The following is a 15,155-nucleotide window of genomic DNA, read 5'->3' on the forward strand; positions in this document are numbered from 1 at the left end:
AGGAAAATGGAGCCTATTTCATCAAAGGACCGGATATTATCCATAGATATTTTAAGAGGGCTTGCATTAGTAGGCATTTTCATTGTGAATATCATTTCATTCCATACCCCGGTCCTTTACATAAACCCATTTGAATGGTGGGAGTACCGCAATACACTGCTCAATTATGAATGGATTGATATTTTTTTGGAGGGAAGCGTTTACCCCATTTTTGCGCTACTTTTCGGATTTGGACTGGCAGTCATCCGCCAAAGAGCAGTGAACAAAGGTGAAAGCTTCAGCCGGATAGGGAGCAGGAGGCTCGTTCTTCTGCTTTTCTTGGGGGCGTTGCACGCCATTTTTATCTGGTTTGGTGATATCTTGATCAATTATGCACTGCTCGGATTTTTGTTGATGACTGTCCTTTCTTATTCAGGGAGAAGATTGATTTATTTTGGTTTGACTCTGCTTCTCATCCCTAATTTATTGTTTGTTTTTTATTTGAGTTGGAGCTCGATTACCAACCCATATGGCGCCATGATTTGGACGGATATTGGAGGAGTGAAGGAATCCATTGCTTCCTACACGTCAACCTCTTATTTTGCTGCTCTTCATCAGAGATTGATAGATTGGTATGCGGTCAATAATCCGGCCAACTTTCTATATATGCTGACGACAATCTTACCAATGATGTTGATAGGTGCAGGAGCGTTTAAAACCAATCTGTTTTTAAAAGTGAAAGAAAATAAAGGGTATTGGATTGCCGGGATGATTGTTCTTCTCTGCTTGGGCATTTTATTGAAATCGCTTCCTTATCTCCTGCTTCAAAATAACGTTTTTCTATACATACAGGACATCATCGGGGGGCCGATCACAGCGATGGGATATATAGCAGCCATCCTTCTGATCGTTGGAAATCCCCTGGCTGAAAAAATGTTAAAGCCATTGGCAGCAGCCGGGAGAATGTCATTGACCATCTATTTAATGCAGTCGATTCTATCATCCTTTATTTTTTACGGCTATGGAATGGGGATGTACAACAAATTGCCGCTTGAAACCGGTGTATGGGTAGCCATTGGAATTTTTATGATCCAGGTAATACTCGCTGAAATATGGTTCAGCAAATTCACCTATGGCCCACTGGAAAGCATTTGGAGAAAATGGACCTATCGATGAAAAGATAATTTATGAAGTGTGTTTTCAATATTCTTGGAGAGTCAATTGCAGAGCAGGTGCTCGACTCCGGAGGGATCAGCGGGACAGGTGAGACCCCACAGCGAAGCGAGGAGGCTCACCGCCCGCCCCTCGGAAAGCGAGCATCCTGCAGCAGAAATCAAACGATTGAAGTTAATTTATAAATAGGAGTGGTGAAAAATGAAATTTGTTTCTTATAAAATGGAAGAAAATGAGTCTTTCAGTTTAGGTGTCGTATCAGAGGATGAAACATATTTCTGGAACCTGAAAGCCCTTCATCATGCATCCAGCAAAGGAACCGACTATCCAGAAACCATGCTTCATGCAATCCAAAAAGGCGAAACATTCATAAACGAAGTAAACGAATGGATCAATTTCGGAAAATCTTGCTCCAAGCCTTCAATCTATCAAGAAACTGCTGCAGAAGCCATCATTGGACCGCCGATACCAAGGCCGCCAAAACATATCCTCTGCGTGGGAAAAAACTATCGGGAACATGCACTTGAATTGGGCACAGAAGCAGATATCCCTACTGATATCATGATGTTCACAAAGCCGCCGACTTCCATCATCGGGCAAGGGGACTCCATCGATCCACATCCATCCCTGACAGAGGCATTGGATTATGAAGGGGAGCTCGCTGTCGTCATCGGTACAGGTGGAAGGAACATTTCCAGGGAGGATGCACTGAAGCATGTCTTTGGCTATACCATCATCAACGATGTCACTGCCCGGGACCTGCAGGCAAGGCACAAGCAGTTTTTCATCGGGAAAAGCCTTGATACCTTCTGTCCGATGGGACCATGGATCGTTCATTCATCTGTCATCACAGACCCCCATTCTTTGAATATCAAGACAAAAGTAAACGGGGAAATTCGTCAAGATTCCAATACAGAGCATTTCATTTTCCCGATTGATGAAATCATTTCTGTATTATCAAGGGGAATGACGCTGGAGCCGGGGGATATCATTGCAACGGGTACACCAGCAGGGGTGGGAAAAGGCTTTAAACCGCCAAGGTACCTGAAATCTGGCGACACGATCGAGGTTGAAATCGAAGGAATCGGCGTTCTTCACAATATTGTTAAGGAATAGGACATAACTAGTTCTACATTTTGAATGCGCTATGGTATGATATGGGAAGCATTAATTTAGATGAAATGGATTGGAGGAAAAAATAAATGATGAGTACTACACATGCCCACATTACTACATGGGCAATTGCGATTATCTTGTTCATTGTTGCACTGTCCTTGCATAAGAGCGGCAACATGAAAGGATTTAAAATCGTTCAGATGATTTTGCGTGTCTTTTACATACTGATCATCATCACGGGAATCCTGCTGTATCCTTTCGGGAATGAATCGGCCAACCATGCGCTTTACGGCATAAAGGTCCTTGCAGGTTTATTGGTTATTTCCATGTTTGAAATGATCTTGATTAAAATTTCCAAAGGGAAGAACGCTGGGTCGTTCTGGGTGATTTTCGTCATCGCCCTTGCGCTTGTTCTATATTTAGGGCTGCGTCTTCCGCTTGGTTTCCATCCATTTTTATAAAATGGATCAAAAAAGAGCCTATTTGGCTCTTTTTTTTATATAAATGATATTCATTGATTGAGGGATATGGTATTTTTTATATATAAAATGTAAGCGTGGTGAAAAAATGGCAAAAACCTATAACTATCGATACGAAAGCGCCGAAGGTCTTTTGAACTATATAACATCCCATAATCTCGAAAAGGCTGATTCGATCCTTGTTCAGGTTTTTCTAGGACAGGCAGGAAAAAATCAGGCTGATTTAATCAGGATGGCGATTGTAAATGCCCTCCCTAAAGCAGCTCTTATTGGATGCAGCACCACCTATGCCATATCACATCATGAAATCATCAACGAAGTTCCCATTATTTCATTTACAACTTTTGAAAATACTAATTTATCTACCCGTGTCTTCAACCTTGAGACACGAATGGATGAACAGGCTATAGTTGAAAAAATCAGCAAAGAATTAATCACTGAAGATACTAAAGCAATCATCTTCCTATTCAGCCATCTTGAGTTGAATTTCAGCCATTTATTGCAAAAGGTTCATGAACTTCATCCAGGAATCGCATTTTCGGGTGGAGTTGCTGCAGATATTCCTAATTGCAGGGATACCATCGTCATGAATGAACAGGCTGGAGAGGAAAAGGGGATGGCCGTCGCATCATTAAGCGGCAAAGACTTAATTGTGCATTCCTCTGTAAATGAACAATGGGAGGATATCGGCCGCCCGTTTATTGTGACAAAGGCTTCAGGCAAGACTATTTATGAAATAGATCATAAAAAACCCACATCCATCATCAGGAAATATTTAGGTGAAGATTTTGTGGCGCGCCTCCCGCAATCCGCTATTCAAATTCCTTTCAAAAAAGGGGATGAGGCCCTTTTTATCTACAATGTCCTTGACCACGGGGCCATTCAGATGAGCCATGAAATCGAGCGGGGTGAAGAAATCACTTTTGCTTATGCCAATATCGAAAAATTAATGGAAGAATCGATTAAAGATTTAAAAAGACTCAACAAAAAGCCGGTTGAATCCATCTTTTTATATAATTGCTTAGGACGAAAAAATACACTCTCTAAATATATCTCTGAAGAACTGGAAATGATGAGCCGGATTGCGCCGGTTTGCGGTTTCTTCTCAAACGGAGAAATTGGGAAGAGAAGGGATGAACCACCCAGGCTTTTTGCACATGCCCTAACTTATTTGGCCTTTTCTGAAAGTCCACTTTCCATACATAAGGATTTAAAATTTAAATATGAGATCCCTTCAGAAATCAAAAATTTATCAGCCTTGACTCATCTGATTAATTCTACTTCTGAAGATATCAATCAGCTGCGGGTCAATATTGAACGCTCGGAAAGCTACTACCGTTCACTTTTTGACAATAACAATGATTTCGTTTATTCAACCGATTTAAATGGAATCTTTACAAGTGTTAATGCGTCATTCCTTAAAACATTCGGCCAGGAAGAAGAAATGGTCATTGGAAAATCCGCATTGAAATGGGTGGAGCCAGAGAACCATGCCCTCGTAAGGCGTCACTTTCACAAGGCAGTGCAAGGGAAGGAACAGTACTATGAGCTTCTTGTAAACACACAGAATGCAGAAAAGGTTCATTTTCAGATCAAAAACATCCCTATCACCATTAATGGCAAGTGCGTTGGAATTTATGGCATTGGGAAAAATATGACAGAACAAAAGAAAGTCCAGCAAGAGATTTCAAGGCTTTCAAACTATGATTATGATACGGGTCTGCCAAACCGATCTAAGTTCAACGAAGTACTCGAAGAAATGCTTCACCGTGCCAAAAAGAAGAAGAGGCGGCTTGCCGTCATCTTTGTCGATATTGACCGCTTTAAGATTATCAATGATACTCTCGGGCATTACGCCGGGGATTTAATGTTGAAGGAACTTGCGGGAAGGCTGCAGGGCGCTTTGCCGAATGGCGCATATTTAGGAAGATTCGGAAGCGATAAGTTCACGATCCTCCTCACCAAGGACATTGATGATGAAAGTGTAGTGGAATCAGGGAGTAAGCTCCTTAATAAGGTCCAGGAACCATTCATCTATAAAGATAAGGAGTTCTTTGTCACGGCAAGTATCGGAATTGCCGTTTATCCGCAGGATGGATCAGAAACAGAGCAGTTGATGCAGAATGCAGACACCGCCCTCAATCAAGTGAAATTGCATGGAGGAAACAATCTGTTGTTTTTCTCAAATGACATGAATGAGGATGCATTGAGAAGGGTAGAGTTGGAAAGCCAGTTGAGGAGAGCGTTGGATAACGGGGAATTCTTCCTCGTTTATCAGCCCATTTTGGATGTCAGGAACAGAAAAGTGACGGGTTTTGAAGCTCTCATCCGATGGGAGCATCCACAGAAGGGCTTGGTGTCGCCTGCTGATTTTATCCCTCTTGCTGAGGAAATGGGGATCATCATCCCTATTGGCCGTTGGGTCCTTGAGACGGCATCGCTTCAGTTAAAAGAACTGGAAAGAGTGGGATATCATGATTTATCCATGTCCATAAATGTCTCTGCTCAACAGTTCCAAGATCCTTCCTTTATTTCTGAAATTAAGGAAACCATTCAAAAAACAGCGATCAGCCCTGAAAGACTTCATTTGGAATTAACAGAAGGAGTTATGATCGACCAGTCAGATTCAACGTTGGATAGGCTCAAAACCTTGGGTGAAATCGGTGTGAATATTTCCATTGATGATTTCGGAACCGGCTACTCATCCTTGAGCTATATTAAACATTTGCCATTCCATATCTTAAAAATTGATCGATCGTTTATTATGAATCTCAGTGAGAGTTCGCCTGATTTTGCCATTGTCAAAGCAATCATGACAATGGGGGAAGGACTTCGTCTGCAGGTCATCGCAGAAGGTGTGGAAACAAGCGATCAGCTTCTCCTACTCGAATCGATGAATTGCGATTTTGCGCAAGGCTATTATATCGCCAAGCCGATGAAGGCGAGCGAACTTTATCAATGGCTCCCGGAGAATCGGGAAATGAAAGTCAAAATTTAAAAAAACAGCCGCCCTAATGTGATTTTGGGACGGCTGTTTCATTTTTAGGGCAATTTTTCTATAACGAATCTTTTCCCTGTATTCAGTGTGAATTCGAACCGGTCCTGATTTTTTTCATTGTACCGGAAATGATGCTGAACCGCACAGATTCCATCCATATTGTCGAACATCAAGAAATTCACACCTTCCCGGCGCCCGCTCTTTTGAAGAAATGATAAGTGGTTATGGCAATAGATGCAATCATATATGGAGAAATGAGCAGTGTTTAAACTTGTGATAAATTGAATGAAGGCATCATCGTTCAAATCATCCAACAGCATCTCCAGGGAAAAAACAAGATTTTTCTTGATTCTGATAGAAGCAGAGTTCTCCAGAGCAACGATGCCGTATGGAAGGTTGATTTGACCTTCCTCGAGAAGCTGGCCTTTTTCCCAACTGTTAAAGCGGAGTACTTCAATTTCTTGATCTATATAATATTCAAGCATGGATGCTTCATCTGTTTCTTCATCAAAAAATATCCATTGGTCATTTATTAATTCCACAGTGCCTGTTGTAAAAGCACGGGTTTGCCGATCCAGCAATTGACTGCGATTTTTGTGCTTCACGAAAGAAACCTCCAATATTCTTACTCTACTCACTATTTTTTGACATCCAAAATGGATTTCATACCGTCATGCAGCCGGGAGATGTTAATTTTTTTGGGACGAATAACTATTTCTTAAGGAGGTGCATAGGATAATGCATGCCTATTTAAGTGCGACTCAAGAAAGAAAGGGGCAAGACTATGTGCGGCATAACTGGATGGATTCATTTTCATCATAATTTAACTAATGAGTTGGATGTCATTAAGAAAATGACAGATACATTAAGTAAAAGAGGACCAGATGATGTCAACATATGGTCTGATCAGCATGCAGCATTTGGACATAAGCGTTTGGTTGTCGTAGACCCGGCTGGAGGCAGGCAACCAATGTCAAGAAGGCGGGGAGAGCATATTTTCACCCTCTGCTATAATGGAGAATTATATAACACAGAGGATTTGAGAAAAGAATTGCTCTCTAAAGGATATTCGTTTCAAGGTCATTCGGATACAGAAGTTTTGCTTAATGCGTATATAGAATGGCGGGAAAATTGCGTTGACTTTTTAAATGGGATATTTGCCTTTGCTGTTTGGGACAGCCAAAAGGAACAATTGTTCATCGGGCGCGACAGGCTTGGGGTAAAGCCTCTTTTTTATGCAGAAAAAAACAGGGGATTCCTCTTTGGTTCAGAAATGAAAACCGTATTGGCGCATAAAGATATGAAACCGGAAATAGACCGTATCGGGCTTTCAGAAGTGTTGGGCCTGGGTCCATCCAGGTCTCCAGGGAATGGCGTATTCAAAGGTCTGAACGAACTTCGCCCGGGCCATGCATTGACATTTTCCCGTGATGGGCTGAAGGTATGGAGATACTGGAATGTCAAAAGCGAGAGGCATAGTGATACATTTGAAGAAACAGTGGAAAAAGTAGGTTTTCTATTGAATGATGCAGTGACGAGGCAGCTTGTGTCGGATGTACCTTTGTGTACCTTCCTATCTGGAGGATTGGATTCCAGCGCCATTACGGCCATTGCTGCCAATCAATTCAAGCGTGAAGGAAAAGGCGCACTAAATACGTATTCCATTGATTATGAAGGAAATGACCAGTTTTTTAAAGCGGATGCCTTTCAGCCAAACTCGGATGGCCCATGGATCGAGCAAATGGTCAAGACATTTGGTACAAAGCATCATTATAGTGTGATTTCGCAGGAAGAATTAGTCGAGAACCTTGAAGAAGCTGTGCTGGTCAGGGATCTGCCGGGTATGGCAGATGTGGATTCTTCCCTGCTTTGGTTCTGCAAAGAGATTAAACAGGACTTTGTCGTCAGTCTTTCAGGGGAATGCGCGGATGAAATATTCGGGGGATATCCATGGTTCCATCGCGAGGATGATCTGAACAGGAAGGGATTCCCTTGGATGAGGTCGACAGAAGAGAGGCAGGGTCTATTGAACGATTCATGGAAAAACAAGTTGAAACTTGATGAATACGTTCAGTCTGTATACCAGAAAACAGTGGATGAGACTCCTCGCCTTGAAGGGGAAAGTTCTGTAGAAGCAAGGAGAAGAGAACTATTTTACTTGAATATGGTCTGGTTTATGACGACTCTCCTTGATCGGAAAGATCGAATGAGCATGGGGGCGAGCTTGGAAGTCCGAGTACCATTTGCTGATCACAGACTTGTCGAGTACGCATGGAATATCCCGTGGGATTGGAAGATGGCTGACGGGAGGGAAAAGGGTCTTTTAAGGAAATCGCTTGAGGGGGTTTTGCCTCATGACGTTCTTTACCGGAAAAAAAGCCCTTATCCGAAAACCCATCATCCCGTATACACAAAGCTTGTCAAAGATAAGCTGACACATATTTTGAATAACCGTTCGAGTGTACTTTTGGAACTGTTCGACTCCGAAAAGCTGCAAGCAATTGTTGAAAGCGGAGGGGATGCCTTCCAAGTGCCTTGGTACGGCCAGCTCATGAAAGGGCCGCAGCTTCTTGCCTATCTGATTCAGGTGGATTATTGGTTTGAGAGAAATAATATTATATTGTTGGATAATTAAAAAGAAGATGCCCAAAAGCTTGATTTGGGCATCTTCTTTTTTGTATTATTTTGCTTCATGGCTGCTAAGGCTGTTTAGACGCTCGATAAGATCTTTGCCAAATGGGTTATGTTGAGTATAATCGGCCGAGTCCGGCAAAATGGAATCATTCATGGTATATGCACTTGATCCATGCTCTGCAAAATCCAATCCGGAGCGCTCTTCTTCTGGTGTAACGCGAATACCTTTCATCTTAGCAAGAATGTAAAGAAATAATCCTACTGTTGAAACGCTCCAAATGATTACTGCCAGTACCCCGATGAATTGGATACCCAAAAGGTAAGCTCCGCCCCCGTAAAATAAACCATGCACTTTATCGAACAATCCAACGGCCAAAGTGCCCCAAATGCCACAAATGCCGTGGACCGAAATGGCGCCGACTGGATCATCTACTTTTAGTTTTGCATCAATCAGCCAGATGGCTTCAACCATGAGAATGCCTGATATGAGTCCTATAAAGAGCGAGCCGGGAAGTGTGACGTTGGCGCATCCGGCTGTGATGCCAACAAGCCCTGCTAAAGCACCGTTCAAGGTCAATGAGGGATCCAATTTGCCGAATCTCATCCTTGAATAGAAGCCTGAAGAAAGAAGGGCAGCCGAGGCTGAGAATAAGGTTGTAATTAATACATGGGGAATGAGGGAAGGGTCTGCAGCAAGCGTGCTTCCTCCATTGAATCCGAACCACCCGAACCAGAGGATGAATACTCCCAATGCCCCCATCGGAATGTTATGCCCAGGAATCGCATTCACTTTCCCGTTCTTATATTTATCTATTCTCGGCCCCAAAATTAGGACTGCGATGAGCGACCCTGCAGCACCTGTTAAATGGACAGCCGATGAACCAGCAAAATCGATGAACCCAAGCTTAGAGAGCCAGCCTCCTCCCCAAATCCAGTGACCGATGATCGGATAAATGAAGCTGGTCATAGCCATGGTTAGCAGTAGGTAACTGGACAATTTCATTCTTTCCGCAACTGCTCCGGAAATGATGGTGGCGCAGGTGGCAGCAAAAACTGTTTGAAAAAGGAAAAAGCCGAGGTCTTTTCTGCCTGAAAGAAAAAAGCTGTCAATTCCAGCTAGTCCGTGAAAGGAAGCACCGAACATCAAACCGAAGCCGATGGAGAAGTATAGAATGGAAGAGACAGCAACGGTCAAAAAATTTTTCATCAGAATATTAAGCGTATTCTTCGATCTGGTGAACCCTGTTTCCACCATAGCGAATCCAGCATGCATAAAGAAAACTAGAATGGCAGACATCATGACCCAAATTAAATCAATGGAACTTTTTAACTCGGCTGTTGACGGATCTTCAGCGAATGCAGCTGTACCCGTTCCGAAAATCAACAAAAATAAAAGACTAGTTTTCTTAATCATTTGATTTCCTCCTAATAGTATTAAATTGCCTCGCTTCCTTTTTCTCCCGTACGTATTCTTATCACTTCGTCAACAGTTGATATAAAAATCTTACCGTCGCCTACCTTGGAGGTGGAACAGGTACTCAAAATAGTTTCAACGATGGAATCAACTTTTTCTTCTTCTGCAATCATTTCAACTTTCAATTTCGGTGAGAGCTGTATTTCGAATGAAGTGCCTCTGAAGGATCCTTTTTTTGCTTTTTGCTTCCCGCATCCGGCAGCTTCGAATACGGTCATACCGCTGATTCCCAGTTTAGATAATCCGTCCTTCAGATGTTGGAATTGTTCAGGTCTGATAATTGCCTCAATTTTTTTCATTGTTATAAAACTCCTTTCATGTTAGGTTTTGTGACATGATAATTGTATTTTCTTATAATATTCTGAATTATTCAGAAAAGCAATAGGTTTTTTTGAAAAAATATAAATTCATGTAAGGAAAACTAACATAAAAAGCAGCCGTTGAGGGCTGCTTAAAGAGAGTTAATATTAACGACTTTCCATCTTCATTTAACAATGTTAAGAAACGGATTTTTGTAAAAAGGACTTTCTTAGCCATATTTTTGATTTCCAGCGTCTCAGCATGAGCAGTCCCCTGAGCCATTCGTCTGCGATAAATGAAATCCATATTCCAATCAGACCCAGCCCGAACCCGACGCCCAAGACATATGAAATGGTCACGCTGACACCCCACATGGATAAAATCCCCATGTACACAGGGAATCTAACGTCGCCTGCAGCCCTTAGGGAGTTGATGATGACAAGATTAAAGGCTCTCCCAGGTTCCAGAAGAATCGTTAGATAGATCAAAAGGATTCCTGATTCAATGATTGATGGATTGTCTGTAAAAATAGCGAATAAATGACGGGCGAAAAATGAAAATACGAGTGCCATGGCAAAGGAAATAGCGACTGCTATCTTCAAACTTCTCATGCACCGATGGTAGGCATCGTCGGTCTCTCGAGCACCGATCATCCTTCCCACCAGGATCTGTGTCCCCTGGCTGATGGCCACACTGAACAAATAAATGAACATCATTAAATTCTGTGTGTAAACCTTGGTAGTCAATGCTTCCGTTCCAATCATGGAGATGAAATAAGTGATAAGCATCTGAGAAGAATTATAGGATAATTGCTCCCCGGCAGAAGGGATGCCGATCTTCAGCAGGTTTTTGACATGGGTGGAAGGGAGCTTGAAAATCTTTTTAAATGGAAGTTCCCCCGGAATCCGTTTATTAAGCAGGATGCCCATGGTGAGAAGTCCGGCAAATCTGCTGACTGCAGTGGAGACGGCCACCCCGGTGACCCCAAGGACAGGCACCCCGAATGCTCCGAATATGAACAGATAATTTCCGATGATATTCAGGATGTTCATCCCGATTGTGACATACATGGCATCTTTTGTGTATCCGTAGCTTCTGATGATGGCACCGGATGTCATGACCAATGCTTCAATGAAAATAAAGCCGCCGACTATTGCCAGATATGCTGTACCATCTTTCATTAATTCCGGTGGCAGCGACATCATGGAAAGCAGGTTTTTATGGAAGATAACCAGGATAGAGCTTAGCAGGAGTCCGAATCCTAAGTTGACCCATAAAGAGACGACGGAAACTTCCCTTGCTGCCTGATGATTGGATGCCCCTATATTCTGTGCAGTGATGATGGCAGTTCCGGTTGCTACAAATCCAAACATGACGATGATCAAAGAAAGAATTTGATTGGATACGCCTACTGCTGCCACTGCCTGGTCTGAAAATTGGCTCAACATGAGTGTGTCTGCATTTCCCATTAGCATATGTAGCATTATTTCAATGAAAATGGGCCAAGTCAGGGTGAATAAAGTCATCTTTTGGTGTTTGTTTTTCATATGGAAGACTCCCTGTATTATAGTAATCAAAAAGAGAGCCTTAAGAGCTGATATGCCCATTAAGACTCTACCAAATTATAGATTAAAACTTAAGTATTCTGAAACCGTATGCTTCTAAGTTAACAGAAGGATCCTCTGCGTTGAACACAAATGGCTTTTCATACCATACGTCGTTGACAGTTTTTCCGTTAAAATCGAATGGGATTGTAAAAGCTGCCTCATCATCTGAAACATTCATGATGACAAGGACGGTTTCGCTGCCGTTGGACCTTGTATAGGCGATGCATTGTTCATGATAGTCTGCAGGAAGGAATGAAAGGGTTCCTTCATTGGCTAGAAGAGGATAGGCGGAACGGATTTTGATCAGCTTTTGGATATGGCTGAAAAGGTTCCGATCCTGCTTCTCTATATCCCATTCCATGCATTTACGGCACCCGGGATCATGCGCACCAGTCATTCCGATTTCATCGCCGTAATAGATGCAAGGAGTTCCTTCAAAAGTCAACATGAATGTATACACCTGTTTCATCCGCCTGACATCTCCGCTGCATTCGGTCAGGGTGCGGGGAGTATCATGGCTGTCTACAAGGTTGAAAGCAGCTTCATTTACAGGTTTAGGATACATATTCATGACAGCAACCATGTTTTCAGTGAATTCCGCTGGAGTAATGGATTGCTTGGCAAATAGATTGAGTACGTTTGTTGTGAATGGATAGTTCATGACAGCATCGAATTGATCCCCTCGGAGCCAAGGCATGGAATCGTGCCAAATCTCCCCGAGAATGTAAAGGTCCGGTTTGACGGCTTTCACTTCTTTCCGGAACTCCCTCCAGAATGCGTGGTCCACTTCATTGGCAACATCCAGCCTCCAGCCATCGATATCAAATTCCCTCACCCAATATCTTCCCACTTCAAGCAAGTATTCCTTTACTGCCTGGTTTTCGGTGTTGAGTTTAGGCATGAAAGGGGTGAATGCAAATGTATCATAGTTCGCCTTTGGTTCAGTCTGTACAGGGAATTCATGGATATGGAACCAATCTTTATATTCAGATGCTCCACCTTTTTTCAGTACATCCTGAAATGGAGGGAAGTAGAAGCCGCTGTGATTGAATACAGCATCGAGCATTACTTTAATGCCTCTTTCATGGCAGGCATCAACAAGTTTTTTAAATGTCTTTTTGTCCCCGAATTGTGGATCGATTTCCATGTAGTCGATCGTGTCATATTTATGGTTTGAAAATGCCTTGAATATCGGTGTGAAGTAAATGCCGGTGATCCCCAACTCATTCAAGTGGTCTAAATGGCCGATGACGCCTTCAAAATCGCCTCCGAAGAAGTTTTCAGGAGTAGGGTCTGTGCTTCCCCATGGAAGTGTCCCTTCAGGATTGATCGAAGAATCGCCGTTTGCAAATCTTTCCGGGAATATTTGATACCACACCGTTTCCTTCACCCACTCAGGAGCTTTGAAAATGTCTGCTTTATTCAAAAACGGAAAGCAGAAATAATAGCCAGTATCATGGACTGGCTCATCGAAAAAGCCTTTTTCTCCATAAAATACACTTTCTCCGCCATCTTCAAGGTTAAATCCATATCTGAGTCTGCGATGAGGAGGGGATATTTCTGCGAACCAATAATCAAATAAAGAATCGCTTCCTTTAAGAATCATCGGTTTTGATTGAAACAGCCATTTTCCATCAGCCCAATCAAATGGATCTCCGTGAAGAAGGGAGACTTCGTCTATGTCGTTCTTTTTTGTGCGGAGCATAATATGTAATGTACTTTCAGTGCAAGCGTATGCATAATTATCTTTCGGACGATGATATACAGCCTCTCTAAGCATCTGGAACACAACTCCTATCCAATATATGTATCAAGTTAAAGGCTATTCCAATCCCTATGCATTGTCAACGGATTTTAGAAGAAAATTAAATCGCTTTCATTTGACAAAACAAGTTGAGAAAATTTTTAAAAAATTGGTTGTCAAATTCTAAATAGGCGATATAATTAAAATAGGTTGTGCAATCGTTTTCACTAAAATGTAAGCGTTATCTTTAATCAATCATAATTTTTAGTGTAAACGGCTGTTCAGCAATGGGTGAAAACCTACATATTTTAGGAGGGGTCTAAAATGAAGAAAGCTCTATCGCTGCTCATGGCTCTAATTCTCGTTATGGGTGTCCTTGCTGCATGTGGACCAAAACGTGAAACGGGCGAGAGCAAACCGGAAGACACAAAGAAAAAGACAGAAGAGGCTGCTAAGCCGGATAAACTCGTTGTCTGGGTTAACAACGAAGATAAGCAAAAACAAGCTCTACAAGACATTTTTGCTAAATACACAGAGAAAACTGGCATTAAAGTTGAAGCTGTTCCTATGGACATGCTTGATCAAGTAAAAACACTTGCTCTTGATGGACCTGCAGGAAAAGGTCCGGATTTATTCTTCCAGCCGCATGACCGCATCGGAAGCATCGTGCTTCAAGGATTGGCTGATCCAGTTGATCTAGGCGATGCAAAAGGCGACTACATCGATACAGCTGTAGACGCCGTGACTTACGATGGAAAAGTTTGGGGAGCTCCATTGGTTGTTGAAACATATGGAACTTTCTACAATAAAGATCTAGTTGATAAAGCTCCTGAAACAATGGATGAATTAATGGAAATTGCTAAAAATCAAACGGATGCATCTAAAGATAAATATGGCTTCTTGATGGAAGCTGCAAACTTCTACTTCTCTTATCCATTCTTTGCAGCAAACGGTGGATACGTGTTCAAGAAGGATAACGGATCTTATGATGTAAACGACATCGGATTAAACAATGATGGCGCTAAAAAAGGCGGAGAACTAATCGGTTCTTGGTTTAAAAACGGCTATATCCCTGTAGAAGTAAATCCTGACATCATGAACGGATTATTCACAAAAGGAAATACTGCCGTTGTCATCACTGGTCCTTGGAATATCCCGACGTATAAAGATGCTCTAGGCGACAAACTTGGTACAGCAACACTTCCAAAAATTGATGGAAAGATCCCACAATCATTTGTTGGTGTAAAATCATGGATGCTTTCTTCTTATTCTAAGAATAAAGAGTGGGCTACAGATTTGATGAAATTCGTCACAAATCAAGAAAACTCTTTGCACTACTTTGAAGTTGCCGGTGAAATGCCTGCAAACAAAGCTGCTCTAGAAGATGATAAAGTGACTAGCGATCAATTGATTGCAGCATTTGCTGAGCAAGTAAAATACGGTGAGCCAATGCCGTCAGCACCTGAAATGCAGCAGGTTTGGGAGCCAATCAATAATGCTCTTGCATTCATTGCTAAAGGCCAGCCTGTTGGCGATGTATTAGATGAAGCTGTAAAAGCAATCAAAGATAACATTGCAGCATCCAAATAATAATTAAATGATCTTGGGGCTGACTCTAACATGAAGAGCCAGGCCTCCTTCAAAGAGATTC

General features: G+C 42.2%; 11 protein-coding genes. 6 read left to right on the forward strand and 5 right to left on the reverse strand.

The window, feature by feature from the left end; all coding sequences use genetic code 11:
* Nucleotides 1-6 precede the first annotated feature (6 nt).
* The 4 genes from ABTV07_RS06250 to ABTV07_RS06265 all read left to right on the forward strand — a co-directional run bounded on the left by ABTV07_RS06250 (nt 7) and on the right by ABTV07_RS06265 (nt 5,745).
* A complete protein-coding gene (locus ABTV07_RS06250) occupies nt 7-1,155 on the forward strand; it encodes a DUF418 domain-containing protein (protein WP_433748826.1) in 1,149 nt (382 codons plus the stop codon).
* 198 nt (nt 1,156-1,353) lie between these two features.
* Nucleotides 1,354-2,268: a fumarylacetoacetate hydrolase family protein gene (locus ABTV07_RS06255; RefSeq protein WP_433748829.1), complete on the forward strand. Its 915-nt coding sequence runs from the start codon at nt 1,354-1,356 to the stop codon at nt 2,266-2,268.
* 86 nt (nt 2,269-2,354) lie between these two features.
* On the forward strand, nt 2,355-2,729 hold the full coding sequence (locus tag ABTV07_RS06260) for a YisL family protein (RefSeq protein WP_433748832.1): 375 nt from the start codon (nt 2,355-2,357) through the stop codon (nt 2,727-2,729).
* A 106-nt stretch (nt 2,730-2,835) separates the two neighbouring features.
* Nucleotides 2,836-5,745, forward strand: a complete 2,910-nt coding sequence (locus tag ABTV07_RS06265; RefSeq protein ID WP_433748835.1) for a bifunctional diguanylate cyclase/phosphodiesterase — start codon at nt 2,836-2,838, stop codon at nt 5,743-5,745.
* Between the two features lie 44 nt (nt 5,746-5,789).
* Here ABTV07_RS06265 and ABTV07_RS06270 read toward each other — a convergent pair whose 3' ends face one another.
* The gene (locus ABTV07_RS06270; protein ID WP_433748838.1) at nt 5,790-6,350 is read right to left on the reverse strand and encodes a DUF2777 domain-containing protein; all 561 of its coding nucleotides are present in this window, start codon (nt 6,348-6,350) and stop codon (nt 5,790-5,792) included.
* A gap of 179 nt (nt 6,351-6,529) precedes the next feature.
* On the opposite strand from ABTV07_RS06270, the gene asnB reads away from it, so the two are divergent.
* Nucleotides 6,530-8,380 carry an asparagine synthase (glutamine-hydrolyzing) gene (gene asnB / locus ABTV07_RS06275; protein WP_433748840.1) on the forward strand — a complete coding sequence of 617 codons (1,851 nt, stop codon included), beginning with the start codon at nt 6,530-6,532 and terminating at the stop codon, nt 8,378-8,380.
* A 45-nt stretch (nt 8,381-8,425) separates the two neighbouring features.
* Here the strand turns inward: asnB and ABTV07_RS06280 are convergent, their stop codons facing one another.
* The 4 genes from ABTV07_RS06280 to ABTV07_RS06295 all read right to left on the reverse strand — a co-directional run bounded on the left by ABTV07_RS06280 (nt 8,426) and on the right by ABTV07_RS06295 (nt 13,540).
* Nucleotides 8,426-9,793: an ammonium transporter gene (locus tag ABTV07_RS06280; RefSeq protein WP_433748843.1), complete on the reverse strand. Its 1,368-nt coding sequence runs from the start codon at nt 9,791-9,793 to the stop codon at nt 8,426-8,428.
* A 20-nt stretch (nt 9,794-9,813) separates the two neighbouring features.
* A complete protein-coding gene (locus tag ABTV07_RS06285; RefSeq protein WP_433748845.1) occupies nt 9,814-10,152 on the reverse strand; it encodes a P-II family nitrogen regulator in 339 nt (112 codons plus the stop codon).
* A 198-nt stretch (nt 10,153-10,350) separates the two neighbouring features.
* A complete protein-coding gene (locus tag ABTV07_RS06290) occupies nt 10,351-11,700 on the reverse strand; it encodes an MATE family efflux transporter (RefSeq protein ID WP_433748847.1) in 1,350 nt (449 codons plus the stop codon).
* Nucleotides 11,701-11,782: 82 nt separating this feature from the next.
* Nucleotides 11,783-13,540 (reverse strand): alpha-glycosidase, encoded by a 1,758-nt coding sequence (locus ABTV07_RS06295; RefSeq protein ID WP_433748850.1) that lies wholly within the window; start codon nt 13,538-13,540, stop codon nt 11,783-11,785.
* Between the two features lie 288 nt (nt 13,541-13,828).
* Between ABTV07_RS06295 and ABTV07_RS06300 the strand changes: the two genes are divergently transcribed.
* A complete protein-coding gene (locus ABTV07_RS06300; RefSeq protein ID WP_114744005.1) occupies nt 13,829-15,094 on the forward strand; it encodes a sugar ABC transporter substrate-binding protein in 1,266 nt (421 codons plus the stop codon).
* The last annotated feature ends 61 nt before the right edge of the window (nt 15,095-15,155 follow it).

Source organism: Falsibacillus pallidus (assembly GCF_050990905.1).
Classification (GTDB): domain Bacteria; phylum Bacillota; class Bacilli; order Bacillales; family DSM-25281; genus Falsibacillus; species Falsibacillus pallidus_A.

Excerpts from the sequence above, each read along its gene's own strand:
- ABTV07_RS06250 (WP_433748826.1), top strand. The coding sequence starts at position 7 with ATGGAGCCTATTTCATCAAAGGACCGGATATTATCCATAGATATTTTA.
- ABTV07_RS06255 (WP_433748829.1), top strand. The coding sequence starts at position 1,354 with ATGAAATTTGTTTCTTATAAAATGGAAGAAAATGAGTCTTTCAGTTTA.
- ABTV07_RS06260 (WP_433748832.1), top strand. The coding sequence starts at position 2,355 with ATGATGAGTACTACACATGCCCACATTACTACATGGGCAATTGCGATT.
- ABTV07_RS06265 (WP_433748835.1), top strand. The coding sequence starts at position 2,836 with ATGGCAAAAACCTATAACTATCGATACGAAAGCGCCGAAGGTCTTTTG.
- asnB (WP_433748840.1), top strand. The coding sequence starts at position 6,530 with ATGTGCGGCATAACTGGATGGATTCATTTTCATCATAATTTAACTAAT.
- ABTV07_RS06280 (WP_433748843.1), bottom strand. The coding sequence starts at position 9,793 with ATGATTAAGAAAACTAGTCTTTTATTTTTGTTGATTTTCGGAACGGGT.
- ABTV07_RS06285 (WP_433748845.1), bottom strand. The coding sequence starts at position 10,152 with ATGAAAAAAATTGAGGCAATTATCAGACCTGAACAATTCCAACATCTG.
- ABTV07_RS06290 (WP_433748847.1), bottom strand. The coding sequence starts at position 11,700 with ATGAAAAACAAACACCAAAAGATGACTTTATTCACCCTGACTTGGCCC.
- ABTV07_RS06295 (WP_433748850.1), bottom strand. The coding sequence starts at position 13,540 with ATGCTTAGAGAGGCTGTATATCATCGTCCGAAAGATAATTATGCATAC.
- ABTV07_RS06300 (WP_114744005.1), top strand. The coding sequence starts at position 13,829 with ATGAAGAAAGCTCTATCGCTGCTCATGGCTCTAATTCTCGTTATGGGT.